Origin of the sequence: Pseudonocardia sp. 73-21, from assembly GCF_001899645.1 — a bacterium.
GTDB lineage: Bacteria > Actinomycetota > Actinomycetes > Mycobacteriales > Pseudonocardiaceae > Pseudonocardia.
Genome location: NZ_MKVV01000109.1, coordinates 1 through 26112 on the forward strand (window position 1 = coordinate 1; position 26112 = coordinate 26112).

General features: G+C 73.5%; 28 protein-coding genes and 2 pseudogenes. 11 read left to right on the plus strand and 19 right to left on the minus strand.

Features of this window, described 5'->3' with window-relative positions; translation table 11 throughout:
• Window positions 1–266 precede the first annotated feature (266 nt).
• Both BGP03_RS34095 and BGP03_RS34100 read left to right on the plus strand, forming a co-directional pair.
• A pseudogene (locus BGP03_RS34095) lies at window positions 267–413 on the plus strand (3,4-dihydroxy-2-butanone-4-phosphate synthase); the annotation flags it as partial.
• Between the two features lie 38 nt (window positions 414–451).
• Complete coding sequence (locus BGP03_RS34100) at window positions 452–1048, plus strand: TetR/AcrR family transcriptional regulator (RefSeq protein WP_296377263.1); 597 nt, start codon at window positions 452–454, stop codon at window positions 1046–1048.
• Here BGP03_RS34100 and BGP03_RS34105 read toward each other — a convergent pair.
• The 9 genes from BGP03_RS34105 to BGP03_RS34145 form a co-directional block, all read right to left on the minus strand.
• Window positions 1035–1790 (minus strand): SDR family oxidoreductase, encoded by a 756-nt coding sequence (locus BGP03_RS34105; RefSeq protein WP_296377262.1) that lies wholly within the window; start codon window positions 1788–1790, stop codon window positions 1035–1037. The two genes, BGP03_RS34100 and BGP03_RS34105, sit on opposite strands and share 14 nt — an antisense overlap.
• A 95-nt stretch (window positions 1791–1885) precedes the next feature.
• Entirely contained in the window at window positions 1886–2416 is a 531-nt protein-coding gene (locus BGP03_RS34110) for a dihydrofolate reductase family protein (RefSeq protein WP_298798471.1), read from the minus strand.
• 73 nt (window positions 2417–2489) lie between these two features.
• Complete coding sequence (locus BGP03_RS34115) at window positions 2490–2948, minus strand: SRPBCC family protein (RefSeq protein WP_296377260.1); 459 nt, start codon at window positions 2946–2948, stop codon at window positions 2490–2492.
• Window positions 2945–3292 carry a metalloregulator ArsR/SmtB family transcription factor gene (locus BGP03_RS34120; protein ID WP_296377259.1) on the minus strand — a complete coding sequence of 116 codons (348 nt, stop codon included), beginning with the start codon at window positions 3290–3292 and terminating at the stop codon, window positions 2945–2947. The genes BGP03_RS34115 and BGP03_RS34120 overlap by 4 nt, the downstream gene beginning before the upstream one ends.
• A gap of 31 nt (window positions 3293–3323) precedes the next feature.
• A complete protein-coding gene (locus tag BGP03_RS34125; RefSeq protein ID WP_296377258.1) occupies window positions 3324–3761 on the minus strand; it encodes a GNAT family N-acetyltransferase in 438 nt (145 codons plus the stop codon).
• Window positions 3761–5305: a D-alanyl-D-alanine carboxypeptidase/D-alanyl-D-alanine-endopeptidase gene (gene dacB / locus BGP03_RS34130; protein WP_298798474.1), complete on the minus strand. Its 1545-nt coding sequence runs from the start codon at window positions 5303–5305 to the stop codon at window positions 3761–3763. Before dacB ends, BGP03_RS34125 begins: the two co-directional genes overlap by 1 nt.
• Window positions 5306–5380: 75 nt before the next feature.
• A complete protein-coding gene (locus BGP03_RS34135; protein ID WP_298798476.1) occupies window positions 5381–6076 on the minus strand; it encodes a M24 family metallopeptidase in 696 nt (231 codons plus the stop codon).
• Window positions 6076–6474 (minus strand): VOC family protein, encoded by a 399-nt coding sequence (locus BGP03_RS34140; RefSeq protein WP_296377255.1) that lies wholly within the window; start codon window positions 6472–6474, stop codon window positions 6076–6078. The genes BGP03_RS34135 and BGP03_RS34140 overlap by 1 nt, the downstream gene beginning before the upstream one ends.
• Window positions 6475–6606: 132 nt before the next feature.
• Window positions 6607–6783: a hypothetical protein gene (locus BGP03_RS34145; protein WP_296377254.1), complete on the minus strand. Its 177-nt coding sequence runs from the start codon at window positions 6781–6783 to the stop codon at window positions 6607–6609.
• A gap of 178 nt (window positions 6784–6961) precedes the next feature.
• Between BGP03_RS34145 and BGP03_RS34150 the strand changes: the two genes are divergently transcribed.
• The 3 genes from BGP03_RS34150 (at window position 6962) to BGP03_RS34160 (ending at window position 9816) form a co-directional block, all read left to right on the plus strand.
• Window positions 6962–7768 carry an alpha/beta hydrolase gene (locus BGP03_RS34150; protein WP_296377253.1) on the plus strand — a complete coding sequence of 269 codons (807 nt, stop codon included), beginning with the start codon at window positions 6962–6964 and terminating at the stop codon, window positions 7766–7768.
• Between the two features lie 61 nt (window positions 7769–7829).
• A complete protein-coding gene (locus BGP03_RS34155; protein WP_298798480.1) occupies window positions 7830–9350 on the plus strand; it encodes an NAD(P)/FAD-dependent oxidoreductase in 1521 nt (506 codons plus the stop codon).
• Window positions 9351–9624: 274 nt separating this feature from the next.
• The gene (locus BGP03_RS34160) at window positions 9625–9816 is read left to right on the plus strand and encodes a TOBE domain-containing protein (RefSeq protein WP_296377251.1); all 192 of its coding nucleotides are present in this window, start codon (window positions 9625–9627) and stop codon (window positions 9814–9816) included.
• Here the strand turns inward: BGP03_RS34160 and BGP03_RS34165 are convergent.
• Window positions 9788–10849, minus strand: a complete 1062-nt coding sequence (locus BGP03_RS34165) for an NAD(P)H-binding protein (protein WP_298798482.1) — start codon at window positions 10847–10849, stop codon at window positions 9788–9790. The genes BGP03_RS34160 and BGP03_RS34165 overlap by 29 nt on opposite strands.
• Window positions 10850–10931: 82 nt before the next feature.
• On the opposite strand from BGP03_RS34165, the gene BGP03_RS34170 reads away from it, so the two are divergent.
• The 4 genes from BGP03_RS34170 to BGP03_RS34185 all read left to right on the plus strand — a co-directional run bounded on the left by BGP03_RS34170 (window position 10932) and on the right by BGP03_RS34185 (window position 13163).
• Window positions 10932–11501: a TetR/AcrR family transcriptional regulator gene (locus BGP03_RS34170; protein ID WP_298798484.1), complete on the plus strand. Its 570-nt coding sequence runs from the start codon at window positions 10932–10934 to the stop codon at window positions 11499–11501.
• Between the two features lie 110 nt (window positions 11502–11611).
• The gene (locus tag BGP03_RS34175) at window positions 11612–11956 is read left to right on the plus strand and encodes a YbaB/EbfC family nucleoid-associated protein (protein WP_296377248.1); all 345 of its coding nucleotides are present in this window, start codon (window positions 11612–11614) and stop codon (window positions 11954–11956) included.
• Complete coding sequence (locus tag BGP03_RS34180) at window positions 11953–12252, plus strand: type VII secretion target (RefSeq protein ID WP_296377247.1); 300 nt, start codon at window positions 11953–11955, stop codon at window positions 12250–12252. Before BGP03_RS34175 ends, BGP03_RS34180 begins: the two co-directional genes overlap by 4 nt.
• Entirely contained in the window at window positions 12249–13163 is a 915-nt protein-coding gene (locus tag BGP03_RS34185) for a hypothetical protein (RefSeq protein WP_296377246.1), read from the plus strand. The genes BGP03_RS34180 and BGP03_RS34185 overlap by 4 nt, the downstream gene beginning before the upstream one ends.
• Here BGP03_RS34185 and BGP03_RS34190 read toward each other — a convergent pair whose 3' ends face one another.
• Window positions 13164–15197, minus strand: coding sequence for a glycogen debranching N-terminal domain-containing protein (locus BGP03_RS34190; protein ID WP_296377245.1), 2034 nt, complete (start codon window positions 15195–15197; stop codon window positions 13164–13166). It abuts the gene before it with no gap.
• A gap of 136 nt (window positions 15198–15333) precedes the next feature.
• Between BGP03_RS34190 and BGP03_RS34195 the strand changes: the two genes are divergently transcribed.
• Both BGP03_RS34195 and BGP03_RS34200 read left to right on the plus strand, forming a co-directional pair.
• Window positions 15334–15759: an SRPBCC family protein gene (locus BGP03_RS34195; protein ID WP_296377244.1), complete on the plus strand. Its 426-nt coding sequence runs from the start codon at window positions 15334–15336 to the stop codon at window positions 15757–15759.
• Window positions 15752–16708 (plus strand): carbohydrate kinase, encoded by a 957-nt coding sequence (locus tag BGP03_RS34200; RefSeq protein ID WP_296377243.1) that lies wholly within the window; start codon window positions 15752–15754, stop codon window positions 16706–16708. Before BGP03_RS34195 ends, BGP03_RS34200 begins: the two co-directional genes overlap by 8 nt.
• A gap of 66 nt (window positions 16709–16774) precedes the next feature.
• Here the strand turns inward: BGP03_RS34200 and BGP03_RS34205 are convergent, their stop codons facing one another.
• The 8 genes and pseudogenes from BGP03_RS34205 to BGP03_RS34240 all read right to left on the minus strand — a co-directional run.
• Window positions 16775–17695: a glycoside hydrolase family 16 protein gene (locus tag BGP03_RS34205; RefSeq protein WP_299738845.1), complete on the minus strand. Its 921-nt coding sequence runs from the start codon at window positions 17693–17695 to the stop codon at window positions 16775–16777.
• A gap of 107 nt (window positions 17696–17802) precedes the next feature.
• The gene (locus BGP03_RS34210) at window positions 17803–18822 is read right to left on the minus strand and encodes a PHP domain-containing protein (protein WP_298798488.1); all 1020 of its coding nucleotides are present in this window, start codon (window positions 18820–18822) and stop codon (window positions 17803–17805) included.
• A gap of 32 nt (window positions 18823–18854) precedes the next feature.
• Complete coding sequence (locus tag BGP03_RS34215; protein WP_298798491.1) at window positions 18855–20339, minus strand: CHAD domain-containing protein; 1485 nt, start codon at window positions 20337–20339, stop codon at window positions 18855–18857.
• A 29-nt stretch (window positions 20340–20368) separates the two neighbouring features.
• Complete coding sequence (locus tag BGP03_RS34220) at window positions 20369–21775, minus strand: AMP-binding protein (protein WP_296377239.1); 1407 nt, start codon at window positions 21773–21775, stop codon at window positions 20369–20371.
• Window positions 21776–21839: 64 nt separating this feature from the next.
• Complete coding sequence (locus tag BGP03_RS34225) at window positions 21840–23216, minus strand: FAD-linked oxidase C-terminal domain-containing protein (protein WP_298798493.1); 1377 nt, start codon at window positions 23214–23216, stop codon at window positions 21840–21842.
• Window positions 23213–24154, minus strand: coding sequence for an FAD-dependent oxidoreductase (locus BGP03_RS34230; RefSeq protein ID WP_296377237.1), 942 nt, complete (start codon window positions 24152–24154; stop codon window positions 23213–23215). Before BGP03_RS34230 ends, BGP03_RS34225 begins: the two co-directional genes overlap by 4 nt.
• A gap of 802 nt (window positions 24155–24956) precedes the next feature.
• Window positions 24957–25895, minus strand: coding sequence for an o-succinylbenzoate synthase (locus BGP03_RS34235; RefSeq protein WP_296377236.1), 939 nt, complete (start codon window positions 25893–25895; stop codon window positions 24957–24959).
• Window positions 25896–25906: 11 nt separating this feature from the next.
• Window positions 25907–26112 (minus strand): annotated as a pseudogene (locus tag BGP03_RS34240) (4-hydroxyacetophenone monooxygenase); the annotation flags it as partial.

The following is a 26112-nucleotide window of genomic DNA, read 5'->3' on the forward strand; positions in this document are numbered from 1 at the left end:
CGACGGGGGCACGTGGGACGTCGACAACAACGTGTGGATCGTCGGTGACAAGGACTCGCACTCTCAATATCCGATTTCCGTATCTCTCCGGATTTCCGTATCCCCGGCCACGATGAGAGGAGCTTGCTGCTGAAGACTGTGAGCGCCCAGGAATACGAGATCCGAACGATGTTGCCGGCGGCCCGCGAAGGCCGAGAGCATGACTGAGCAGTAGGCGATGGTAGTGTCAAGGTGGAATTGATGTGAAGCCGCAGGATGCTGTCAATATGGCGCTCGCCGATCTGGAGGCCGGCGAGGCCGTGGTGGTGGTGGACGACCAGGATCGCGAGAACGAGGGCGACCTGATCTTCGCCGCCGAGATGGCGACGCCGGAGCTCGTGTCGTTCACCGTGCGGTTCACCCCGGGCTACATCTTCCTCCGATATCGCGGCCGCCGCCGTAGGATTCGGTCGTGGCCGAGCGCTCGCTGACGCGGAAGGGCGCGGCCACCCGGAACCGGATCGTGGAGGGGGCCGCAGCCGAGATCCGCGAGCGCGGGATCCTGCGCACCACCCTGGACGACGTCCGCGCGCGCACCAGCACCAGCAAGAGCCAGCTGTTCCACTACTTTCCCGAGGGCAAGGACGAGCTGCTGCTCGCCGTGGCGCGGTACGAGGCAGAGCGTGTGCTCGACGACCAGCAGCCCCACCTCGGAGACCTCTCCTCATGGGAGGCATGGCAGGCCTGGCGCGACGCGCTGCTCGCCCGCTACGTCGCACTGGGCCCGGACTGCCCGCTGAACGCGCTGAACTCGGAGCTGGGTCGGACCTCTCCGGGCGCCCAGGCCGTCTCGCGCGAGCTGATGCGACGGTGGCAGGGGCAGCTCGCGTCGGGGATACGGCGGATGCAGGACTCCGGGGACGTCACCGACCTGCTCGACGCCGACCGCGCCGCCGCCGCCCTGCTCGCCGGCATCCAAGGCGGGGTGCTCCTGCTGCTTACCACCGGCAGCGCCGAGCATCTCGAAGCAGCCCTGGACGTCGGGCTCGACCAGCTCAGGAAGCGCTGAGGTAGACACCGGTCCGGCCGCCGTCGACATCGAGCACCGTGCCGTGGACGAACTCGGCGTCGTCGGAGGCGAGGTAGACCGCGGCCGCGGCGATCGCATCCGGATGCCCCGCGCGCCCGATGGGCGTGCCGCGCATGAGCTCCTCGCCGGCGAACACCTCGACGTCCACCGGCTTCACGACGCCCGGCGAGATCGCGTTCACCCGGATCCCGCTGGCCCCGAACTCGGCCGACCACGCGCGCGTGAGCGTCTCCATCGCACCCTTGGTCGCGCTGTAGAGCGCCCCGCTGGGCACCGCGAGCCGGGAGATCCACGAGCCGAGGTTGATCACCACCCCACCGCCCGCACCGATCATGCCCGGGACCAGTGCGGCGGAGAGGAAGTACGGCGCACGCAGGTTGACCCCGACGATCCGGTCGAACGTGGTCTCGTCCGTGGTGAGCGTGCCGTCCGGCGGGTAGATCCCGGCGTTGTTGACCAGGATGTCCACCCGGCCCAGAACCGCGACCGCCCGGGCGGCGAGTGACTCCGAAGCCGCCTTCGAACCGTCGAGGTCCGCCCTGAGGAAGTCGGCCTTCCCACCCTGCTCGCGGAGAGCGGCGACGACACCCTTACCGCGCGTCGCGTCCCTCCCGGAGACCACGACGTGTGCCCCCTCCCCGGCGAAGGCCGTCGCGATGGCCCTCCCGATGTTGCTGGTCGATCCGGTCACGAGTGCGGTCCTGCCGCGCAGTCTGTCCACGGGAAGCGACGGTAGGAGCAGATTTTTGGACCAGCAAGTCCACTATGACGCCGTCCCGCGGCCAGGCCGCGGTCACCGTTTCCGGACCGCGTAGGTCAGGTGGGTCGCCCGCTGCGACGGGTCCACGCGGCCTGCTCCAGGGCCACGCGGTCCGCGTCCACCCCCTCGAACAGGCGAATTCCCGAACCGAACAGCACCGGTGAGAGCGCGACCGTGAACTCGTCGACCAACCCGGCGTTCACGTACTCCAGGATCGTGGCGCCCCCACCCGCGATGCGGACGTCCCGGGCGCCGGCGGCCTCACGGGCCCGGTCCAGCGCCGTCCCGACGCCGTCGTTGACGAAGTGGAAGGTGGTGCCGCCCGGCCGCTCCCAGGGGTCACGCTCCTCGTGCGTCACGACGAAGACCGGTGTGTGGAACGGCGCATCCTCCGGCCACATCAGCTCGCCGGCGTCGAACATGCGCTTGCCCATCACGCTCGCCCCGGTGCGCTCGAACGTCCGGCGCACGATGTCGTTGTCGAGCCCTTCCTCACCGCCCTCACCGCCCTCACCGAGCCCCAGGTTCTCCCGGAAGAACCGCGTCGGGAAGACCCACTGCTGCAGTTCCCTCCACTGCTGCCCCATCAGCTCCGCGCTGGACCGGGCGCGATGAAGCCGTCCAGCGACATCGACACGCTGAAGAACACCGCGCCGGCCATCAGACGATCCCGCTGACGTAGGCGGCGAGGTTGTCCAGGGTCTGCTGCCCGCCCTCGATCGCGTGGTACTTCTCGACCGCCTCGTCGCGCAGCTCGACGGTGGGGAACACCGTGCGCATCTCGATCCGGGTCGCCTCGCCGTCGGGCGCGAACGTCACGACCGACTCGAAGGCGTTCGGGTCGTCGCGGAACTCGCCGTGACGCAGCGCGATGCGCTCCGGCGGGATGATCTCGGTCCAGGAGATCCATTCCCGGTAGTCCGTCCCGTCCGGCCCGTGCATGACGAAGTCCCACTCGCCGCCGACACGGAACTCGAACGCGCGCGTGGTGGTGGAGAAACCCTCAGGGCCCCACCACCGGGAGAGGTGCCGGACCTCGGTGAACGCCTCGAACACCACCTCCGGTGGAGCACTGATGAGCCTGGAGATCACGATCTCGCGGTCGGCCGTCGCTGTCATCGGTCACCCTCCTGCTGTTCCTGCTTGAGGTCCTGCACGTAGGCGTCCAGCCGGTCGAAGCTCTCGTTCCAGAACCGCTCGAACCCACCCGCCCACTCGTGGACCGGGCGCAGCCCCCGGGCGTCGAGGTCGTACAGGCGCTGCTTGCCCGCTCTGCGGTCACGCACCAGCCCGACCTCCCGGAGCACCCGCAGGTGCTTGGACGCCCCCGGCTGGGTCATCCCCAGCTCCTGGGCCAGTTCGGTCACCGGACGCTCACCCGCCCGCAGCAGCACCAGGATCTGCCGGCGCTGCGGCTCGGCGATCGCGTTGAAGACGTCCGACGTCGTCGCTGCCCGTGCCATGGGCCGAATCATATTCTGATATCGGCATGCGTCAACCGCGCCTCAGCCTCCGGGCCGGTCCGAACCGCGTCTGCGCCACGCCCACCTGGACGAAGCCGACGGAGGTGTAGAACGCCATCGCGTGCTCGTTCGCGGTGACCTCGACCGGGCCGGCTCCCGGGACCCGGGCCACCGCGTCCTCGACCAGGCGCGTCGCGATCCCCTGCCGCATCCACCCCGGGTCGACGAAGAGATCCTCCAGTTCCACCACGTCGCCGGTCACGAGGGCGCTCGCGAAGCCGACGACCGCGCCGTCCCCCGCGACGGCGACGCGGACGCGGCCCTCGTCGACCGCCGCGCCGTCGAACACCAGGACCTCCGGATGCGCCAGGAGGACTTCCCGCTCGCCGGCGTTCGACAGCGACGCGCTCCGGTAGACCTCACGGATCGCGGGCAGGTCCGCCGGCACCGCTGTCCGGATCGTCGTCACTAGCTCGCCTCCCACAACGCCGCCACCACCGAACCGACCTCCTTCGCCACCTCCAGCACTTCCTCGATCTCGCCGATCGGCGTGTGCATCACGTAGACGGCCACCACCAGGTCCCGCCCGGCCTTGGACGTCATGTAGCCGGCGTTACCGCGGGTCATGACGAGCGCGCGCTGGTTCATCAGGTCGCCGGCCACCGTGGTGCCGCTCTTGGCCTGCACCTTGCCGGCGACGGGGGCGTCGGCCGGGACGACGGTGGTCTCGGTCCCGTCCACGCCGAACACGGGCAGGGACGCGAGGTAGGTCGCGAAATCGGGGTGGGTGGTCATGTAGCGCAGGAGGGCGCCGACGGTCCGCGGGCTGAACAGGTCGGTGTACTCGTTGCCGCGGCCGTCGCTGAGCGAGAGCGTCGCCGGGTCGATGCCGGTCTTCCGGATGAACGGCTGCTCCAGCTGCATCCCCTCGTCGAGGGTCCGCTTCCCGGCCTTGGCTGCGAGCAGCATGATCAGCGTGTCGGCGTGGAGGTTCATGCTGACCTTGTTGACCAGCTTGATGTTCTCCGAGAACGGCAGCGACCGGTGCAGGGCGACGCGGTCGGCGGCGGCGTAGGAGCCGGCGGCCGGCAGGGCGTCGGCCCGGTTGGGCCCCGTGGCCGGGGCGGCAACGGTGACCCCGGCCCGGCCCAGGGCCTCGACGAACAGCGTCCGGGCGAACGACGGGGGGTCGGCCACCTGCTGGGTGCGCAGCAGCGGGTCGCCGGCGGGGACCTGCCCCTCGATGCTGATCACACCGGGCTCCGGCGTGGTGACCTTCACCGCCGCGGGCTGTCCGGCCGCGGTCGTCGTCACCGTCGATCTCACCTGGTACGCGGCCGTGACGGGCCGCGAGACGACCGTGGCCGCGGTCCCGGGAGCGCCCGGCGTGATCGTCAGGTCCACCAGGTTGTCGTTGATCATGATCGGCGTCAGGATGTAGTCGTCCTTCGGGGTCTGGTCGTAGAGCCGCGCGTCGATCAGCACGTCCCCGTCGACGCGCCGGATCCCCGCGGTCGCGACCTGCTTCGCGAGGTCGTCGAGGCCGGCGAGGGGATCCTCGCTGGTCAGGATCGCGCCCGGGAGGGCGTTGGCCTCGGCGTGGTCGAGCCCGGTGAACGCGATGGTGCCCTGCGGGGTGTCGCGGCCGCCCATCGTGGGGTCACCCGACGCCACCAGGACCAGATCGGGGCCCCGGCGGTACACCGGCGTCTCGAAGCGGAAGTCGGGACCGAACGTGTCGAGGGCGGTGGCGGTGGTCCACAGCTTCGTCGTCGACGCCGGGAGGACGAGGTCGCCCGCGTTCAGCTCGAAGAGGGGGTCACCGGACCTGCGGTCGGCGACGAGGACGAACCACCGGCTGATCGCGTAGCGCTTCCCCTGCATGATCGCCAGCGCGGACGGCGGGAGGGCCAGCGGCGACGGGGCCGCACCGGACGCCGCGGTGCAGCTCGTCAGCGCCAGTGCGCCACCGGCCGTCGCGGTGGTCAGGAACGCTCGTCGGGTCGTCGCCATCTCCGGACCTCCTGCTGTGTCGGGCTCGGCAGGAGTTTCCGGCACGCCGAGCGCGTGCACAATGGACTCAGGTCCTCATCCCCGCAGCGTGAGCAGCTGCTCGTGGAACCCCCCGATCCCCCGTTCCCGGTCCACCAGGTGCACCTCGAGGATCCAGTGGCACTCCCGGCCGACGCGGTCGGTGCGGCGCATGGACGCGGTGCTGCCCGGGGCGATGTAGCTCTCGATGCGCTCACCATCGATCGTCTCGTGCGGGAACTCCCCCACCAGGTGCCCCGAGTGCGCCCCGCCGAAGTCCCAGCCCGCCTCTTCGGCGAGCCCGACGACGTGCGCGTAGAGGTCGGCGCCCGTGATGTCGGGGTGCGCGTCGAAGTGCGCGCGGCCGGCCGCCCAGATGCGCGGGAGGTCGGCCTGCAGGCGCAGCTTCACCGGGTCGTCGCCGAGCACGAAGGTGCGGCCGAAGTCGGCCTCCCACTCGGCGAAGATCGGCCCGAAGTCGAGGAAGACGATGTCGTCGGCCTCGATGGTGCGGTCCGGCGGGTTCTCGCGGTAGGGCTGCAGGGTGTTGGGGCCGGAGCGGACGATCCGCTTGTGCCAGTGCTTGTCGGTGCCGAACAGCTCGGCCCCGAGATCGCGGACGGCCCGGCTCACGGCCGACTCCTGCACCCCGGGCCGCACCAGCTCGCGCCGGGCGACCTCGGCGAACAGCTCCTCCGCCTTCTCCTCGGCCGCCACCAGGCTCGCGGCCCGCTCCGCCTCGGTCGTCGACATCAGCCCGCCATGTGGATGAACTCGAGCTGGATGTCGTCGGGGTCGCGGAACACGACCGTCGAGAACGGGATCGGCTCCGTCACCTCCTGCACCCCGGAGTGCGCCACCCCCTGGCCGTCGAGCCAGGCCGTCCACGCGTCGAGGTCGGTGCGGCACTCGTCGAAGCGCTCACCCTTGTTGCCCTCGTTGTGGTGCAGGCCGATCGTGACGCCCGAACGCGGATCCATCATCAGCACCGCGTAGCCGCTCTCCTCGACCAGGTGGTGCGGGAACGTGACGGGCAGCCGCCCCAGCCCCAGCACGCCCTCGTACCACTGTGCGCTCGCCTCGACATCGGACACGGTCGGGGAGAGGTGGTGCAGGCCCGTCATCGGCGGAACGGACTGGGGCTCGGGCACGGGGGGACTCCTTCGTCGGCGCGGTCCCCCGAGCATGGTCGTCACCACGCCCGGCAGGCAAGCACCAGCAACGCCCCGAGCACCGGGATGGGTGGACGGTACGACGATCACCGTGACGCCCAGCGGCGCGGATCAGGCGCAGCACCAGCGGCGATCCCAGCCCGACCGGCCCCCGACGAGCCCGCCGAGTACCGCGGTCAGCGCCGCGCCGAGCAGCCCGGTGCCGGCGAGGTCGACGGGCTGTTCGCGGTCGGCGCGCGACTCGGTGAGCAGCCACTGCGCGAGCACCCCGGACACCGCAGAGAGCACGGCGGCACCGCCGTCGACGCGACGGGTGCCTGCCGGTCGTGCGGGACCACGCCCGGCCCCGCCGACCTGGAGATCCGGGCGGGCCCGTCCATGGCGGTGCGCCGTGACGACCCGCTCAGCCGGGCCCTGCGCCAGCCGCACCGCCTGCGCACCCCGCTGCCCGCGGCATGATCGGCGCATGAGAGGTATCGAGACGAACGACGGCGTCCGCCTCCACCTGACCGACGACGGCACCGGGCCGACCGTCGTGCTGATCGCGGGGTTCATGGCTGCGGCGCGCACCTGGGTGTTCCAGGTCGACGCCCTGACCGCCGCCGGGTACCGCGCGGTCTGCCTCGACCGGCGTTCCCACGGGCTCTCCGACGCGCCGGCGTACGGCCAGCGGATGGCCCGGCACGGCAAGGACCTGCACGACACGCTGACGGCGCTGGACCTCGACGACGTCGTGCTGGTCGGCGGTTCGATGGGCGCCAGCACCGTCTGGGCCTACACCGACCTGTTCGGCACCGAGCGCGTGCGCGGGATCGTGAGCGTCGACCAGACCCCCCGGATGCGCAACGGCGACGGCTGGGAGCACGGCTTCTACGGCTTCGACGACACCAACGCCGGCACGTTCTTCGCCGACGGGGTGCCGCCGACGGGGCGGGGGTTCACGGCCGAGCAGTCCGCCCCGGCCGTGATGCGGCTGGTGGAGCGCCTCGGCCCGGACGCGCTGACGCTCGGCGGGATCCGGCCCGAGACGATGGCACTGCTGCGCGACCACGCCCAGCAGGACTGGCGCGACGTCGTCGCCCGCGCCGAGGTGCCGGTACTGATGGTGGCCGGGCGCGACAGCCAGTTCTGGCCGTGCGAGCACGCGGAGGCGGCGGTGAGCGGCCACCCGTTGGGCCGCGCGGTGGTGCTCGAGGACTGCGGGCACGCCTCGAACCTGGACCGGCCGGACGCGTTCAACGATGCCCTGATCGAGTTCCTGCGCTCCATCTGAGCCCCGGAAACTGATACCGTCGGTAACCTACCGACGGTAAGTCTAGGGATCGGAGTGGATCGTGGCTGGTCAGCACGTGGACGTCCTCATCGTCGGGGCCGGCCTGTCCGGTATCGGCGCCGCCTACCGGATCAAGACCCAGTCCCCCGGCCGGACGTACGCGGCGCTCGAGGCGCGTGACGCCATCGGCGGCACGTGGGACCTGTTCCGCTACCCCGGCATCCGCTCGGACTCCGACATGTTCACGCTCAGCTACCCGTTCCGGCCGTGGACGGAGTCCACCTCGATCGCCTCCGGCGAGTCGATCCTGCGCTACATCCGCGAGACCGCCGCCGAGTTCGGCATCGACGAGGAGATCCGGTTCGGCCACCGCGTCGTGAGCGCGTCCTGGTCGTCGGAGGACGCGCTGTGGACCGTGGAGGCCACCTCCGCCGCCGGCCCGGTCACGTTCACCTGCTCGTTCCTCTACATGTGCAGCGGTTACTACAGCTACACCGGCGGGCACGCGGTCACCTTCCCCGGCCAGGAGAAGTTCACCGGCACCGTCGTCCACCCGCAGGAGTGGCCGGCCGACCTCGACTACAAGGACAAGAAGGTCGTGGTCATCGGCAGCGGAGCCACGGCGATCACGCTCATCCCGTCGATGGCCGACGACGCGGCCAAGGTGACGATGCTGCAGCGCTCCCCCAGCTACGTGGTCTCGCAGCCCGGCAAGGACCCGTTCGCCGACGGCGTCCGCTCGCTCCTGCCCGCCGGCGTGGCCCACCAGGTGCTGCGCACGAAGAACGTCCTGATGACCACGGCGTTCTACCAGGCGTGCCGGCGCTGGCCGAAGCCGCTGGGCGCCGTGCTGCGCAAGCGGGTGGCCGGCGCGCTGCCCGCCGACATCCCCGCCGACCCGCACTTCGTCCCGAGCTACGACCCGTGGGACCAGCGGCTGTGCGTCGTGCCGGACGGCGACCTGTTCACGGCCATGCGCAAGGGCAAGGCCGACGTCGTCACCGACCGCATCAGGAGCTTCACCAAGAAGGGCATCGCGCTGGAGTCGGGCCGCGAGCTCGACGCCGACATCATCGTCACCGCCACCGGGCTGAAGATGGTGACGTTCGGCCAGATGGAGATCAGCGTCGACGGGAAGGTCGTCGACCCGGGCTCGCTCTACGTCTACAAGGGCATGATGTTCGGCGGCGTCCCCAACCTCGCCTGGTGCATCGGCTACATCAACAACTCCTGGACGCTGCGCGCCGACCTCGTCTCGCAGTACGTCACACGGCTGCTCAACCACATGTCCGCGCACGGCTTCACCACGGTCGGCCCGGTCATGGACGCCGACGATCCCGCCCGCTCGCAGTCGCAGCCGTTCATGAACCTCACCTCCGGCTACGTGCAGCGGATGATCGACAAGCTGCCCAAGCAGGGCGGGACCCGGCCGTGGCTGGCCCGGCAGAACTACCTGCTCGACGTGGTGGACATGAAGCTGCGCAGGCTCGACGACCCGGCCATGCGCTTCGGCCGGGCCACGGGCCGGCGCACCGTCCCGGCCTCCCCCGCCGAGCCGGAGCCGGTGGCGGTCGCCTCGTAGGAACGATGCGGTCCCAGCATCTGCGGTGGGCCGCAGGTCCGGATCACCGAGATCGCGGACGTCGTGCGCGTCGGCGACGACACGGTGCGCCGGTGGATAGACATCAGCGACCTCGACGCCGAGCCGGACGGGCGCGGTCGACGGGGCGTCGACGGGCGTCCGCGGCCCGGCTCGCCCGGCACCGCGGCCGGCCCGGGGTGCGGACCACCGCGCGCAACCGGTTCGTCGGGATCGTCACGGGGCTGGAACGCGGCGCGTCACGTGCCGCGTCGAGATGCTCTGCGGCGACGTCACGATCGAGTCGCTGATCAGCACCGAGGCCGCCGACGAGCTCGGGATCGAGACCGGCTCGCCCGCGGTGGTCACCGCGGCCGCGACCCAGGTGATGGTGGAGCGGGCGTGCTCCGCGACGGCCGCGCTCGCGTTCCTGGACGAGATCAGCGACCGGCCGGCACGTCGAGGATGAACTCGCCACCGGCGGCCACGGCCAGCTCGGCCCCGAAGAGCTCGCCCGGGAAGTAGGCACCCGGCCGGCCCTCGCCCCGGGCGAGGCGCAGAGCGACCTCGGCGGCCGCCGCCGAGGTGAAGTCCATCCCGTCGCCGGCGCGGAGCCATCCCTCCCGCGCCGCCCCTGACAGCCATTCCGCACGGGCCCGCGCCCAGGAGTGTCGGCGAGGCCGGTCCTGCGACTTCAGCGGGACCCGGGCGAGGAGCGCGACGCCGGCCCGCGCCACCCCCGGGACGCGGACGACGGGAGAGACGGCGGACAGCAGCCGCGCGGCCACACCGGCCGGGATCAGGCCCGAGGCCGCGACGACCGAGTCCGCACCGCTCGCCCGCCACGCGGCCAGCAGCTCCGCGGTGGGTGAGCTGCCCGCGAGGACCACGTCGCCGTCCGGCGTGGTCAGCGTCGCCGGTTCCGCGCCGAACCGGCTGCGCGTCAGACGGCCGTTCGTCACCCGCCGGCCGCCGAACGACGCGGCGTCCACGATGGTCGACGCGAGGGCGGACCCGACGACGCCCGGCTCCGCCGCGACCGAGGCCACGGCGTCGACCCGCACCGCCGAGGGGACCTCGCCGCCCCCGCACACCTTCCGCAGCACGCTCTCGGTCGCGAGCACGCCGAAGCCCGCGCCGGTCACGAAGGACCTCCCGGTGGCGGCCGCCTCCCCGTGCAGATCGAGGACGGCGGCGGCGGCCCGGTACTCGGCGGCCACATCCACGTAGTGCGTGCCGGGCGGGCAGGCCCGGACCACCCGGGGCGCGGTGACGGTGAACGGTCCGATGGTGTTCACCACCGCGGCCGGGGCCTCCCGGTGGAGCCGGCCGAGCACGTCGTCGATCTCACCCACGACGACCCGCGCGCCGTCGACCTGACCGGCCAGTCGGCCGGGATCGCGGCCGACCAGCACCACCGGGTGGCCCGCGGCGTGCAGCCGGTCGGCCACCGCGCGGCCCGTGCGACCCGTCGCACCCAGAACCCAGATCTCGTCGCCCATCTCTGTTCCTCCCCGTCATGACATCGCGTGTCATCACCGTAGCAGAGTGATGACACATGATGTCATCACCTAGAGTGGAGCCATGGGCCGTTGGCAGTCGGGGGCACGCGACCGGCTGGAGCGTGCCGCCCTCGAGCTGTTCGCGGAACACGGCTTCGCGGAGACGACGGTCCCCCAGATCACGGCCCGCGCCGGCCTCACCACCCGCACGTTCTTCCGTCACTTCGCCGACAAGCGTGAGGTGCTCTTCGCGGGCGAGGACGGCATCCCGGCCGTCGTGGCCGGCTTCGTTGCGGACGCCCCGCCGGCACTCGCCCCGATGGAGGTGGTCGTCCACGGGCTGCGGACCGTCATGACACCGCTGTTCGAGGACCGGCTGGACTACCTGCGGATGCGACGGGCCGTCATGGCCGAGGACGAGGGGCTCCACGAGCGCGAGCTTCGCAAGCTCGCCCACCTGTCCGAGGTCATCGGCCGCGAACTGCGGCGACGAGGCGCCGACGACCTCACGGCCGCACTCGCCGCGGCGCTCGCCGTCACCGTCTTCAACGTGTCGCTGACGCGGTGGCTCGAGGCCGACGGCGAGCCGGCCCTGGCCGCCGTGGTCGACGAGACCCTGGCCGTTCTCCACTCGGTCGCGGGAGACCACTGACGCGCCGCCGGACCCTCACAGGCCCCGGAGGTGCACTGACCGGTGGAGCACGGGGACCAGTTGTGCCGAAACGCCACGGGGAGCCGGGTCCGCTGCCTACCCTTCGCCGCATGGACGGAGAGCAGTGGCTGACCTCGTACCGGGAGCGCCTCGACTCGCTCGGGGCCCGGGCGGCGCAGGCCCGCGAAGCGCTGGCCGACGTCGACGCCACGGCGTCGAGCCGCGACGGCGCGGTCACCGTCACCGTCGACCCGGCGGGGGCGTTGCGACGGCTGGTCCTGGGCGAGCGAAGCGCGGAGCTGAGCCGGGTCCAGCTCGCGGCGGCCGTGCTGGCCACGGCCCGCGAGGCGCAGGCCGCGGCAGCGCAGCGGGCCGCCGAGGCGGTCGCCCCGCTGCTGGGGGAGCACAGCGAGGCCATGCGGGTGGTCCGCGCGCACCTGGAGGGTGCGCGATGACCGACGGGTTCCGGGTCGACGGTGGCGCACTCGCCGCGCAGGCCGAGAAGGTCGAGGAGCTGGCCGACCGGATGCGGCGCGCCGCCGACGCCGGCCGTCCGCTGGACGTGGGCGCCTACGGGCTCGTCGGACAGATGTTCGCGGTGGCCGTCGTCGGCGCCACCGGCGACAGCTCGGTCGCCGTCGCCGGTCTCGCGGAGCTCGCGGCGGGCATCGGCGACGAGCTGCGCGCCACCCACAGCGACTACCACCGCGTCGAGGACCGCAACCGTGCCTGCTTCGGAGGACCACCGTGACCACACCCGACACGCTCGTCGTCGCACCGGAGGACGAGGACGCCGAGCCGCTCGACAGCTGGGAGGGCGCCGGGTTCGTCTCCAGCATCGCCGACCTGAACGACGCGGTGGCGTCCGACGGTCCGGATCCTTTCGAGATCGGCTACACCGCCGTGGCCGCCGGGCTCGACACCCTCGGCGCCGCGCTGAACCCGCTCGACTCCCTGCTGCAGGCGGGCATCGGCTGGCTGATCGAGCACATCTCGTTCCTCCACGAACCGCTCGACGCGCTGTGCGGCGACCCCACACAGATCACCGCCCAGGCGCAGACCTGGCACAACGTTTCGAAGGAGCTCGCGGGGGTGGCGGCCGAGCACCGGACGGCAGCCGCGGTTCCGGGATGGGAGGGCGCCGCCGCCGATGCCTACCGGCGCGCGGCCGAGGGCTTCGCCGCGGCCCTGGACGACACCGCGCGCAACGCCGAACGGCTGTCGGGGCTGATCCTGCTCTCCGGCGCCGGGGTCGGCACCGAACGGGCGCTGATCCGCGACTGGATCGCCGAGTTCCTCGCCCGGCTGATCGAGTTCGCCCTCCTCTGCCTCCTGTCGGCCGTGATCACGGCAGGCGGGTCGGTCGCCTCCTTCGTCGTGGGGGCGGTGGTCCAGGCCATCGAGCTGGGCCAGAAGATCGCCCGCCGCGTCTCGGAGGTGCTCGACGTCCTCAGTGAAGCCGGGGGTACCGCGGCCCAGCTGAGTGAGGCCATCCGCGACACCACGGCGCAGGTGAGGGCGGCGGCGCCCGGCCTGCGCGCGGCGGCCGAGTCGGTCACCGGCACGGCCGAGACCCTGGGCGCGGGGCCATTCGTCGAGGCCGGCAAGCAGACCAGCGGCGCCAACCAGGACCGGCGGGACTGGGACGAGCCGAACCGGTGATCAGGCGAGGTCCACCCGCATCCCGGCCGGCGCGGCCACTCCGGTGAGCGTCCCGTCCCGGTCGATGTCCACGTCCAGACGTCCGGGGCCCACGGCCAGGCCGCGCACGCTCACCGCCCCCACCGGTGACGGTGCCGGCGGGCGGAGCGTGATCACTCCGACCGGCACGTCCACCGACAGCCCGAGCACGGCGGACAGCAGCGTCACGGCAGCGGCCGCCGACCACGCCTGCGGGCGGCAGGAGGCCGGGTAGGGCACCGGGGTGGCCACCTCGTCGGCGCCGAATCCGCCGAACAGCTCCGGCAGGCGGCGGTCGAAGCCGTCGGCGGCGTCGAGCAGCTGTCGGCCCAGCTCGGCGGCCCGGTCCGGCCGGCCGGAGCGGGAGAGCCCACGCACCACGATGGCCGTGTCGTGGGGCCAGACCGAGCCGCAGTGGTAGCTCAGCGGGTTGTAGCCGCCGGACGCGCTCGACATCGTGCGCAGGCCGAACCCGCTCGCCATGTCGGCGCCCAGCAGGCGCGCGCCGACGGCCTCGCTCTCGCCGGCGTCGAGCAGGCCGGTACCGAGCAGGTGGCCGATGTTGCTGGTCAGGGAGTCGACGGGGTTCTTGTCGCCGTCCAGCGCCAGAGCCGGGAATCCCCCGGGCACCCAGAACCGCTCGCGGAACCGGACGGCCAGCTCGGCGGCGTAGGTACGCCACCGCGCTGCGCCGGCGCGCCCGAACGCCTCGAGCAGCTCGGCGCCGGCCAGGGCGGCCTCGTACACGTATCCCTGCACCTCGACCAGCGCGACGGGACCGGGCGCGATGGTGCCGTCGGCCCGGCGCACGGCGTCGCCGGAGTCCTTCCAGCCCTGGTTGGCCAGGCCGCGGCCGGAGTCGTCGCAGTACTCGACGAAGCCGTCGCCGTCGCGGTCGGAGTGGTTGCGGATCCAGCCGAGCGCGGCGTGCAGGGCCGGCAGCAGCTCGCGCACCTCGGCCGCCGGCATGCCCCAGCGCCAGGCGTCGCGGAGCAAGCAGATCCACAGGGCGGTGGCGTCGACGGTGCCGTAGTAGAGCGACGGCAGGGTCATGGCGCCCGCGGTGCCGTCGACGTGCACGGTCTCGCCGCGGCGCCGCTCGTGCGGGATCTTGCCGGGCTCCTCCCCCGTCGCGGGATCGACGACGTGGCCCTGGAACCGCGCGAGGGTGCGCAGCGTGCCCGCGGCCAGCCGGACGTCGACGGGGAGCAGGAGGGTGGCCGTCCACAGCGAGTCGCGGCCGAACAGCGTCAGGTACCAGGGGGCGCCGGCCCCGGCGAACAGGTCGTCGTGGCCGGGCTCGGTGAGCAGCAGCGCGTCGAGGTCGTCGAGGGCGCGCTGCAGCAGGGCGGCCAGGCGAGGGTCGTCGGCGTGCACGGCGAGCGTGCGGTCGAGGCGGCTCGGGGCGGCGGCGACCACGGCCTCGGAGTCACGCACGGTGAGAACGTGGCCGCGGGTGACGGAGGAGCGGGCGGGCGCGGTGACCGTCCAGCTCAGCCCGCCACCGCCGACGACGGCCCCGGGCGCCTTCAGCTCGACGGCCACACCGCCACCGGTCCAGACCAGCCCGCCCGGGACGGCCGTCGGCGCCACCGAGGGGGCCGATCCTCCGGACTTGATCAGCTCCACGGGCGCGAGGTCGGCGCCGACGGACAGTGCGAGCTCGGCCGTCACGTCGCGCGCCGAGCGGTTGACCAGCGTGAACCGCTCCTCCAGACCATCGGGGCGGACGGTGCGGTCGCGGCGCACCCACACCGTCGGGTCGGGGCCGGCGTCGCCCAGGTCGCGCAGCAGGCCGACGAAGTGCTCCCGCGACGCGCCGTCCACCCCGTGCGCGACGGGCTCGGGCTCCACCCCGTCGACGGTGACCACGGCCCGCCCGAGCACCCGCACGTCGGCGGTCAGGACGCCCTGCGTGCCGGTGTCGCGGATCTGCCCGTCGGCCCCGGACAGGCAGACGGTGGGGGCACACAGCGTCACAGCCAGGTCGTGCAGGAAGGGTTGCCGGTCGGTCACGGGTTCACCATTCCGCGCGACCGCGAACCACCGCGAGTCGGGGTCTCCGGGCGAGCGGGTCGCGGTCCGGGTGCGCAGGGAGGACGCGACACAGGCGCACTGGGACCCCGACTCGCGGGTGGGGGAAGATGACCTCATGGCACAGGTGACGGCGACGACGCAGCGCACATTCGAGGCTCCGGCGGAGCAGGTGACGGCGGCCCTCGCCGACTACGAGACGGTGCGGCCGCAGATCCTCACGGAGAACTACGGCGACTACCGCGTGGAGCCCGACAAGCGGGTGCACTGGACGTTGCAGGCCACGAAGAAGCGCGTGCGCGACCAGCTCGTCACGGTGGAGGTCGACCGCGACCGCATCGTCGAGCGCGACGCCAACTCCAGCATGGTCACCACCTGGACCGTGGCGTCCGAGGGCACGAACCGCAGCACGGTCACGGTCGAGACGACGTGGAACGGCGCGGGCGGGATCGGCGGGTTCTTCGAGAAGACCTTCGCGCCCAAGGGCCTCGCCCGGATCCACGACGGGGTCCTGGCCAATCTGGACACGGTCGTCCGTGGCTAGCTCCGGGATCGTCGCCGTCGCGGGCGAGGCGCTCGTCGACCTCGTCCCGGCCCCCGACCCCCGGTACTACGAGGTGGCGCCGGGTGGCAGCCCCGCCAACGTCGCCGTCGGCCTGGCCCGGCTCGGGGTTCCCGCGCGCATGCTCGCCCGCATCGCCGACGACGTGCTGGGCCGCCGCGTCCGCGAGCACCTGAGCGCCAACGGGGTGCTGCTCGACCACGTCGCCGTGGCCACCGAGCAGACGTCGATGGCCATGGTCTCGGTCGGGCCGGACGGCGGGCCCAGCTACGACTTCCGGATCGCGGGCACGGCCGACTGGCAGTGGACCCCCGACGAGCTCGACGGCGCGCTGGACGGGCCGGTGGTGGCGCTGCACTCCGGGTCGCTCGCGCTCACCACCGCCCCCGGGGCCGCCGTGCTGCGCGACCTCATGGCCCGCGCCGCGGCCACCGCCACCGTCAGCTACGACCCGAACTGCCGGCCCCTGCTCATGGGCGACCCCGCCGACGTGTTGGTCGGTGTGCACGAGCTGCTGGCCGTCGCCGACGTCGTGAAGATCAGCTCCGAGGACCTGGAGTGGCTGGCGTGCGGCACGCCCGCGGAGGTGCTGGAGGACTGGCTCGGGCGCGGCCCCGCGATCGTGGCCGTCACCCTCGGCGGCGACGGTGTGCTGGCCGGGACGGCGAGCGGGCTGCGCACCCGGAGGCCCGGCGTGCCCGTCACGGTGATCGACACGGTCGGAGCGGGCGACACGTTCTCCGCGGCCCTGCTCGCCGGGCTGCACCGGCGGGGTCTGCTCGGGGCGGACGCCCGGCCCGCCCTGCGCGAGATCGACGGTCCGACGCTCGACGCCCTGCTCGACGAGGCGGCGCTGGCCGCGGCCATCACCTGCTCGCGGCGCGGGGCCGACCCGCCCACCGCCGCTGAGCTGCTGGCGGTCCCGAAGTAGGGACGTGGGCGACGGGTGACGGCCCCAGATCCATTCGTCACCCGCCGCCCACGGTCTGTGGGGGCGTCAGCCCAGCGCGCGAGGCGCCCGTTCGGGATGGTCGCCGGGCTGGCCGGTGGCCGGATCGCCCGGGGCGAGCGACAGCTGTGCGGGCTCGCTCTCGGGCAGGGTCCACTGTTTCGCCCAGTCCATGTGCATGGCCGTGCCGTGGCGCGCGTCGCCGAAGTAGTCCAGCTGCATGGTCATGGCCATCGGGCGCGGCGGGAAGTGGCTGGTGTCGGTGGTGGAGTACCACTCGCGCCCGTTCACGAACGCCGTGATCCGCGACGGCGTCCACTCGACGGCGTAGGCCGACCACTGCGTCGCGTCGTGGCGGACGGTGCCGGCCTCCTGCTGGTTGTCGGCGCCGTAGTGCAGGAAGAAGCCGGTCTCCTGCCGCGCCGGGTCGGAGATCTCCATCCAGTCGAGCTCGCCGCCGACGGGCCAGTCCTCCGCCACGGGCCAGAGCAGGAACAGCGCGTTGAGGCCGCCGCTGCCCTCGTCCGAGCGCACGCAGGCCTCCCAGCGGCCGTACTTCTGGCCGGGGTGCCAGCTCATGGCACCGGTGGTGCCGTCGGCGGTGCCGGTGATCGTGACGTTCCCGTCGGCGACGGTGATCGCGTCGGGCGTCCGGATGCCGTTGCGGGTGTGGCCGGGCTCGGGGCCGTAGGCGTGCCAGTCGGCGGGCAGGGTCGTGCCGTCGAAGTCGGACTCACGCGACGGGGCGCCCCAGCCGAACTTCTGCGCGGCGGTGTCGGTGCACTCCGAGGGATCCGCGGGCGCGGTGGGCGCCATGGGCGACGAGGTCGGCGGCTCCACCGCGGACGCCGGCGTCACCTCGGCCGCCAGCAGGGCGCACGCACCGAGCGTCGCCATCGCGAACCGCGACAGACCCATCCGCACCACTGACACCTCCTGCATCACCCGCACCACATCGACAGGGGCCATTCCAGCCCGGATCCGTGTGCAGCGCGAGATCAGCCACCCGTTCGGTGGGCACCCTTCCGCGTCGGCGTGTCGGGGAACCTCACCGGACGGTGACGTTCCGTGGCTGGTCAGCGGGCGCGGCCGAGCAGGTCCTCCACGGGCCACGTGTTGAGAACCCGCTCCGTTGGAACCCCGCACCGGGCGGCGCGTTCGCAGCCGTTGCTCAGCCAGTCGAGCTGACCGGGCGCATGGGCGTCGGTGTCGATCGTGAAGTCACACCCCGCCTCGACGGCGAGGCGCAGCAGCCGCTTGGGCGGGTCGAGCCGCTCGGGCCGCGAGTTGACCTCCACCGCTACGCCGTGCTCGGCGCAGGCGGCGAACACCGCGTCGGCGTCGAACTCCGACTCCGGTCGCTTGCGGTTGCCCGTGACCATCCGGCCGGTGCAGTGCCCGAGCACGTCGACGTGCGGGTTGGCGACCGCGGTGAGCATCCGCTCGGTCATCTCCCGCTTCGGCATCCGCAGCTTCGAGTGCACCGAGGCGACGACGACGTCGAGCTGGGCGAGCAGCCCCTCCTGCTGGTCGAGTGCGCCGTCGTCGAGGATGTCGACCTCGATGCCGGTGAGCACCCGGAAGTCGTCCAGCTCGGCGTTGAGCTCGGCGACCTGTTCGATCTGGGCGCGGAGCCGGTCGGCCGAGAGCCCGTTGGCGACGGTGAGGCGCGGCGAGTGGTCGGTGATCACCATGTACTCGTGGCCCAGCGACCGGGCCGTGTCCACCATCTCGCGCAGCGGCGAGCCGCCGTCGGAGGCGTCGGTGTGGCTGTGGCAGTCGCCGCGCAGGGCGTTGAGCAGGGCCTCGGTGGCCTCGTCGAGCGGCGTGCCCTCGGTGGCCTCGAGCCGACGCAGGTAGACGGGCTCCTCGCCGGTGAGCGACTCGACGACGCACCGCGCCGTCACCTCCCCGACGCCCTTGAGCCGCACCAGCTCCCCGGACAGCGACAGGCGCGTCAGCTCGTCGGGGTCCTTGTCGCGCAGCACGGCCGCGGCACCGCGGAAGGCCCGCACGCGGTAGGTGGACTCGTGGGCCCGTTCCAGCAGGAAGGCGATCCGCCGCAGGTCGGCGACGGCGTCGCGGGGCTCACTCATCCCCCGATCCTACGAGCGCGGGTCGGTGGGGGTCAGGCCATCCAGCGGCGGAGCTTCGTCGAGCGCGTGGCCGTCCAGGTCCGCTCCAGGCCGGCCTCGACCGTCGCGGCGCTGGCCGCGTCCCGGCCGAGCAGCACGCCGAAGCTGAAGCCGTTCTCGGCCTGGGCGCCCAGCTCGCGCAGGGTGTCCCGGGCCACGACGGTGTCCTGGTGCTCACCGAGCGCCTGCTGCACGCCCTTCAGGCTCCTGGCGAAGCGGGCCGCGGGCTTCCCCCCGACGGGGCGGGCCACCTCGGTGGCGTAGCGGAGCTGCTTGGCGGCCTTGCGGGCGGTGTGGATCGCGACGTCGTCACCGGCGAGTGCGGCGTCCATGGCCCGGTCGAGCTTGCGGGCCCGGCGCCCCACCAGCGACGGCAGGGTCTTCCCGGCCTTGGCGGACGCGCCCTCCGTCAACGGCGGGCGCTCCACCAGCTCGTCGAGGCCGCGGCGCAGGGCGACGTAGGACTCGCCGTCGAGCGCGCTGAGCACCGCGGCGTGCGCCTCGGCCTCGACGCGGGCGAAGTGCCGCGTGACCTGGGCCTGCACCGGGCCGAGCAGCAGCTCGGACGGCAGCGCGTCGAGGCCGGCGGTGATCCGCTCGCGCAGCACCTCCGCGTCCCGGGCCGGGGCGAGCTCGCGGGCCAGCGTGCGCAGGGCGTCGACGAGCGGGTCGGTGCGTTCGCGGTCGAGCAGCGGGCGGAACGACTGCAGCGCGCTGCGCAGCCGGCGGGCGGTGACCCGGATCTGGTGCACGGCATCGGACTCGCCGCGGCGCACGCGCAGGTCCTGGGCGGCGAGGCGCTCCACCTGCGCGGCGAGGTAGTCGTGCACCACGCGTCCCGCGGTGCCCTTGCGGGCCGGGGAACGGCGGCGGGTGGCCGGCCGCAGGAGGCGGTCGAGCTCGGCCTCGCCGGCCGGGGCGGCCGGGCGCATCCCGGCGTCCACGATCCGCTCCTCCACGGCAGCGAGCAGCTCGGCATCCGCCGCGGCGGGGATAACGGAGACCTCGGTCCAGCCCTCCACCTCGGTGGAACGGCCGAGCGTGGCCAGCGTGACCTCGTCGTGGACCACGGTGGCGAGCACCTTGCCGCGGGCGGCCAGCAGCCGCGTGGCGGTACGGACCGTGCGTACCCGGCCGGCCGCGTGCACGGCCCGGTCCCGCGACGCGCCGCGCACCAGCTCGTCGAGCTCGGCCGGCACGGCCGTGTGCTCTCCCGCGGGTACCCGCAGGTGCTCCGCGGCGTCACCGTCGGGGAGGTCGAGCTGCCACTGGTCGGTGTCACCCCCACGCCGCAGGGTCAGGCTGATGCCGGCCGCGGTGAGGCGGCGGTCGTCGGTGTCGTAGCGCTCGACCTCGAGCACCTCGCTGGTGGCGACGTCGTCCCGGGTGACTCCGGGCAGGCCGGCGAGACGCGGAGGCCCGACCTCGGCCGGTCCGCGGAAGGAGCTGGTGGAGATGTGGTCCTGTGTTGTAATCATCGCTCCTGGGTGCCCGCTCACCCCTCCCGTCAACCCTTCGGCAACCTCGACTTCACCACCTTGCCCATGTCGTTGCGCGGCAGCGCGTCGGTGAAGCGGACGGCGCGCGGGCGCTTGTGCGGCGCCAGCAGGGCGGCCACGTGGTCGATGAGCTCGCGCTCCCCCGGCGCCTCGCCCGAGGGCACGACGAACGCGACGATACGCTCCCCGAGGTCCTCGTCGGGCACGCCGACGACCGCGGCCTCGGCCACGCCCGCGTGCTCCAGCAGCGCGTTCTCGATCTCCCCCGCGCCGATCTTGTAACCGCCGGACTTGATCAGGTCGGTGGCGCTGCGGCCCACCAGCGCGAGCGCGCCCGACGCCGTCCAGCGGCCGATGTCGCCGGTGGCGAACCAGCCGTCGTCGGTGCGGGCGGCGGACGTGGCGTCGGGGCGGTTGAGGTAGCCGTCGAACAGCGCGGGCCCGCGGACCTCGACAGGGCCCATCTCCTCGTCACCGGTTATCCGCACGTCCGTCCCGTCGAGCGGACGGCCGACGGTGCCCGGCTCGGGCTCGTCGCCCGCGCGGGCGGCGGTGATGATCAGCGTCTCGGTCATCCCGTAGCGCTCCCGCACCGCGAGCCCGGTGGCCTTCCGGATCCGCTCGTGGTCGACCGCCGTCAGCGCGGCGGAGCCGGAGACGAGCAACCGGGTGCGGCCGATCGTGGCGGCGGCGGCCGGGTCGGCTTCGAGCTGGTCGACGAGCCGGTGGTACTGCGTGGGCACGCCGAACACGAGCGTGGCCCCCGACGCGGCGAGCGTCGTGGCATCCAGCGTGCCCAGGTGGTGCAGCGTGCCGCCGCGGCGCAGCGGGCCGAGCACCCCGAGCACCAGCCCGTGCACGTGGAACAGCGGCAGCGCGTGGGCCAGCAGGTCGTCGGCCGTCCACTCCCAGGCCTGCGCCAGCGCGTCGAGGTTGGCGGCGACGGCGCCGCGGGAGAGCACCGCGCCCTTGGGCGGGCCGGTGGTGCCCGAGGTGTAGACGACCAGCGCGGGGGCCGTCGGCTCGTCGCGCGGGACGGGGCCGGACGCGGCGGCGTCGATGTCGACGTCGACGTCGACGTCGACGTCGACGCGCGGCAGGTCGTACGGGACGTCCACACCGGGAGCGGCCAGCACCAGCTCGGGCTCCGCGTCGGCGACGACGTGCGCCCGCTCCCGCTCGCCCAGCTTGGGGTTGAGCGGCACGGTGGTGACGCCCGCGAGCAGGGCGGCGGCGATGCCGACGGCGGTGTGGATGCTCGGCGTGGCGTACACGGCGACCCGCGTGCGGCCCCGCAGCTCACCCGCGAGAGCCCCGGCGGCCGAGGCCAGCTGGGCGTAGGTGAGCTCGGTGGCGCCGAAGCGGAGCGCGACGCGGTCGGGCGGATCGAGGAGGGCAGGCAGCAGCGCGGTCACGGGTCCATCCTCGCCGGGTCGTGCGCGGAAATCAGTGCGGGGGCACTGATGACCGCGCACAGGGCTAGATCGCCTTGCCCGGATTGAGGATGTTCTGCGGGTCCAGAGCCGCCTTCACGGCCCGCTGCATCGCGACGACGACGGGCCCCAGCTCCCTCGCCGCCCCGGCGCGCTTGAGCAGCCCGACGCCGTGCTCCCCGGTGACCGTGCCGCCGAGGTCGATCGCGGCGTTCACGATGTCATCGAACGCGGCCTGCGCGCGGATGCGGGAGGCGTCGTCGCCGTGCGGGGTGAGCAGCAGGGGGTGCAGGTTGCCGTCGCCGGCGTGGGCGACGGTGGCGATGACCGTGTCGCGGGCCGCCGCGATCTCGTCGATGCGCGTGAGCATCTCGGCGAGCCTCCCCCGCGGCAGGCAGACGTCCTCGGTGAGCATCGCCTGGCCGAGCTGCTCCAGCGCCGGGTACGCGAGGCGGCGGGCGTCGAACAGCGCGTCGGCCTCGACGGCGTCGGTGGAGATCATCGCCTCCTTCGCCCCGGCGGCCACGAACTGGTCGTGGATGGCGTGGGCCACCTGCTCGGCGGCGGGCTCGGGGAGGTCGGTCTGGGCCAGCAGCAGGGCGGCCGCGTTCTCGGGGAGACCCGCGCGCTTCCAGTCGTTGACGGCCTTCAGGCACACCCGGTCGACCAGCTCGAAGATCGACGGCTCGATGCCGGCGGCGGTCACCCGGGACACGGCGTCGCCGGCCTCGGCGAGCGAGTCGAAGAACCCGACCACCGTGCGCGGCGCGGTGGTACGCAGCGGCCGCAGCTTCACGGTGATCTCCGTGATGATCCCGAGGGTGCCCTCGGAGCCGACCATCAGCCCGGCCAGGTCGTAGCCCGCCACGCCCTTGGCGGTGCGGCGCCCGACCCGCACGATCTCACCCGCCGCCGTGACCAGCTCCAGCGCGAGCACGTAGTCGCGCGTGACCCCGTACTTGACGCAGCACAGCCCGCCCGCGTTGGTGGCGACGTTGCCGCCGATCGTCGACCAGGGGGAGCTCGCGGGGTCGGGCGGGTACCAGAGGCCCTCCTTGGCGGCCTCGGCGCGCAGCACGTCGTTGACTACGCCGGGCTGGACGACGGCGAGCCGCTCGGCCCCGTTGATCTCGACGATCTCGCGCATCCGCTCCAGCGACAGCACCACGCCGCCGTCGACGGCGTTGGCGCCGCCGGACAGCCCCGTGCCCGCCCCGCGCGGCACGATCGGGATGCCGCGCTGCGCGCAGGTGCGCACCACGGCGGCCACCTCGGCCGTGCTGGTGGGCCGGACCACCGCGAGCGGCGCCCCGTGCTCCGCCCACTCGGCCTCGTCGTGGCTGTAGGACGCCATCACGTCCGGGTCGGTGATGACCCGGTCGGTGGGGAGGTGTTCGAACAACGCGGGCGTGGTGGCCGTCATGGGCCGATCCTCGCCGCGATCGCGCGGGCGAGCAACGTCCCCGAGCGCCACGCTGTCTCGACCTTCGACGTGCCCCAGCCGTCTCCGGCGAGCGCGATGCCGTCGTCGCCGAGGTGGAAGTCGACCTCACGCTTCCCCGCGGGCGAGGCGAACCGCCAGCGGTGGGCGTGGGTCCAGGTCGGTGGCACCCCGACGTCGAGCAGCCTGCGGAGCATGTCGAGCATCGGCGGGATCGCGCCGTCGGGGGCGGCGTCGTGCTCGCGGGCGACGTCCGCGGTGCTGTGCAGGACGAGCACCGGGGCGGCGTCACCGCGGCGGTCGCCGTCGTCGGCGACCAGGGAGAGCACCGGGTTGTCGTTGACGAACGCGGCGGGCAGCGGGTCCCACCGGCGCGACTCCCACCCCGCCGCCACGGCGATCAGGGGCCGCCACTCGCGTCCGGTCAGCTGCGCGGCCGCCGCGGAGGACGGGTCGACCAGCTGCAGTGCCTGCGGGTCGGGCATCGCGAGCACGACGATGTCGGCGGGCTCGCCGTCGACGACGGGCCCGGGGCCGACGTGGGCCACCTCGTGCTCCAGTGTCACGTCCAGGCCGGAGGCGAGATCGCGCACGAGCGACCGCAGCCCCCCGGGCGCTGCCCAGCGCACCGGGCCGGCGGACCGCTCCCGGCTCGCGTCGCCGAGGACGGCCAGCTCGGAGGTCCACGGCCGGGCCAGGCCCGCGCTGCGCCAGCGTCCGACGACCTCGGCGAACTCCGGATCGCGCACGGTGAAGTAGGCGGCGCCGATGTCGACGGGCCGGCCCTCGATGCGCCTGCTGGCCATCCGCCCGCCCACCGCCCGGCCCCGGTCGAGCACACGGACGGGCACCCCCGCCGCCGTCAGCTCGACGGCGCACGCCACACCGGCCATCCCGGCCCCGACCACCACGACACCCACGGCCGGAACGCTAGAACGCGCGCGGTGCGAGCGCGACTCCACACCAGCAGCCCCCGCCCGAGCCCACGCCGAGTCCGCCCCACCCCGGCGAGCCCGCCCCACCCCGGCGAGTTCGCCACCCCACCCGGCGAGCCCACCGCTCGATGCGGCGAGTCCGCCACCTCACGCGATGACGTCGCCGATCTTCACGGCTCGTCCGCTGCCCACGCGTGCTGTTCGCCTCCACGTGTGGCGAGCCCGCCGTCGCCGCGGCGAGCCTCGCCGATCCCCACGGCGGGTTCACGGTTCGACTCCGGCCGGATGACCGGCGCCGCACGCCCGGTGACACCGCAGGCGGGACCGTGATCGGCGTCCGGGGGCCGGGAGCCGTGTGGGTCACGGTTCGGCGTCCCGAGACACCGATCATGGGCGATGCGCGCATCCACGATCATCGTGCCGGGACGACGGGTGGCTGGATCCGCGCTCCCCTTCTGCCGATCATGGGCCCCGCGACCACCGCGGCCGGGGCACCGCCGGCGGACGCCGTCGCGCCGTCCCGATCACACCCATGATCGGCAGATCGGCGCACTTCCGGCCAGCTGTGGCCGCAGACGCGCCCAGACGCCGATCACCCTCACCGGCCGTCCCCCGAGGCGGCCCGAACGGCGAACTCACCCCGCGAGATGGCGAACTCGCCGGCTGAGCCCCGACTCGCACACCAGGAACCCGGACCCGCACGCTCGGAGACCCCGCCTCGCGATGGGACGCCCCGACCCGCGATGGGACGCCGCGGCTCGCGATGGGAGCCCGACCGCGGGGTGAGTCAGAGCACCGGGGGCGTCAGGCGGTCGAGGCGCGCCTCCCACCAGGCCGTTCGCTCCTCGTCGGCCGCCAGGGTCCTCCGCCTCGTCGGCTCGGGGGCCCGCCGGAGGACCGGGAGCCAGCCGTCCACCGGCAGCAGGGGGTCCTCCACGACGTCAGCGGTGAACAGCGCACCGGTGCCCAGACCGCACGCGTAGTCCAGCTCCGGCAGCGCACCGGCCAGCGCGATCTCCCCCGCCAGCCCCACGCTCGTCTCCAGCGCCGACGACACCACGCACGGCAGTCCGCACGCCTCCGCCACCGCCAGCGCGCGGCGCACGCCGCCGAGCGGGGCGCACTTCAGGATCGCGATGTCGGCCGCCCCGGCCACGGCCACACGCAGCGGGTCCTCGGCGCGGCGGATGGACTCGTCGGCGGCGATCGGCACGTCCACCCGGCGCCGCACGGCGGCCAGCTCCTCGATCGTCACGCACGGCTGCTCGACGTACTGCAGCCCGCCGGCCGCGGTGTCCAGCGCCCGGACCGCCACCACCGCCTCGTCCACCGACCACCGCGCGTTCGCGTCCACCCGCACGAACCCCGACGGGCCCAGCGCGTCACGGACCGCCGCCACCCGCTCGCGGTCGGCGTCCAGGGAACCGGGCTCGTCGGCCACCTTGACCTTCGCCGTCGCACACCCCGACGCCGCGACGATCGCGTGCGCCCGTTCCGGCGGGACGGCCGGGACGATGCAGTTGACCGGCACCCGGTCGCGCACCGGCTCCGGCCAGCCCTCCTGCGCCGCCTCGACCGCCGCGGCCAGCCAGGGGGCGGCCTCGGCGTCGTCGTACTCGGGGAACGGGCAGAACTCGCCCCACCCGGCCGGGCCCTCGACCAGCATCCCCTCGCGGACGGTGATGCCGCGGAACCTCGTGGTCATGGGGATGGCGTAGGTGAACACCGCCCCAGTCTCTACCCCACCAGCTCGTGGTCGGCCGGGGTGATCCGCCGGGTGCGACGGCGGTAGTCGAACGTGTAGCCCGGCCACAGCGTGCGGTTGCGGCCCTCGGCGTCGAGGTACCAGCTGGAGCAGCCGCCTGCCGTCCACACCGTGCCGTCGAACTTCTTCTGGATCCGCCGGTTGAACGCGTCCTGCCGGTCGCGGCGGGTGTCGATGG

Coding starts and splice junctions, on each gene's coding strand:
- BGP03_RS34110 (WP_298798471.1), bottom strand. CDS start 2,416: ATGGGGCAGCAGTGGAGGGAACTGCAGCAGTGGGTCTTCCCGACGCGG.
- BGP03_RS34115 (WP_296377260.1), bottom strand. CDS start 2,948: ATGACAGCGACGGCCGACCGCGAGATCGTGATCTCCAGGCTCATCAGT.
- BGP03_RS34120 (WP_296377259.1), bottom strand. CDS start 3,292: ATGGCACGGGCAGCGACGACGTCGGACGTCTTCAACGCGATCGCCGAG.
- dacB (WP_298798474.1), bottom strand. CDS start 5,305: ATGGCGACGACCCGACGAGCGTTCCTGACCACCGCGACGGCCGGTGGC.
- BGP03_RS34135 (WP_298798476.1), bottom strand. CDS start 6,076: ATGTCGACGACCGAGGCGGAGCGGGCCGCGAGCCTGGTGGCGGCCGAG.
- BGP03_RS34150 (WP_296377253.1), top strand. CDS start 6,962: ATGAGAGGTATCGAGACGAACGACGGCGTCCGCCTCCACCTGACCGAC.
- BGP03_RS34160 (WP_296377251.1), top strand. CDS start 9,625: ATGCTCTGCGGCGACGTCACGATCGAGTCGCTGATCAGCACCGAGGCC.
- BGP03_RS34165 (WP_298798482.1), bottom strand. CDS start 10,849: ATGGGCGACGAGATCTGGGTTCTGGGTGCGACGGGTCGCACGGGCCGC.
- BGP03_RS34170 (WP_298798484.1), top strand. CDS start 10,932: ATGGGCCGTTGGCAGTCGGGGGCACGCGACCGGCTGGAGCGTGCCGCC.
- BGP03_RS34175 (WP_296377248.1), top strand. CDS start 11,612: ATGGACGGAGAGCAGTGGCTGACCTCGTACCGGGAGCGCCTCGACTCG.
- BGP03_RS34180 (WP_296377247.1), top strand. CDS start 11,953: ATGACCGACGGGTTCCGGGTCGACGGTGGCGCACTCGCCGCGCAGGCC.
- BGP03_RS34195 (WP_296377244.1), top strand. CDS start 15,334: ATGGCACAGGTGACGGCGACGACGCAGCGCACATTCGAGGCTCCGGCG.
- BGP03_RS34205 (WP_299738845.1), bottom strand. CDS start 17,695: ATGGCCCCTGTCGATGTGGTGCGGGTGATGCAGGAGGTGTCAGTGGTG.
- BGP03_RS34210 (WP_298798488.1), bottom strand. CDS start 18,822: ATGAGTGAGCCCCGCGACGCCGTCGCCGACCTGCGGCGGATCGCCTTC.
- BGP03_RS34215 (WP_298798491.1), bottom strand. CDS start 20,339: ATGATTACAACACAGGACCACATCTCCACCAGCTCCTTCCGCGGACCG.
- BGP03_RS34225 (WP_298798493.1), bottom strand. CDS start 23,216: ATGACGGCCACCACGCCCGCGTTGTTCGAACACCTCCCCACCGACCGG.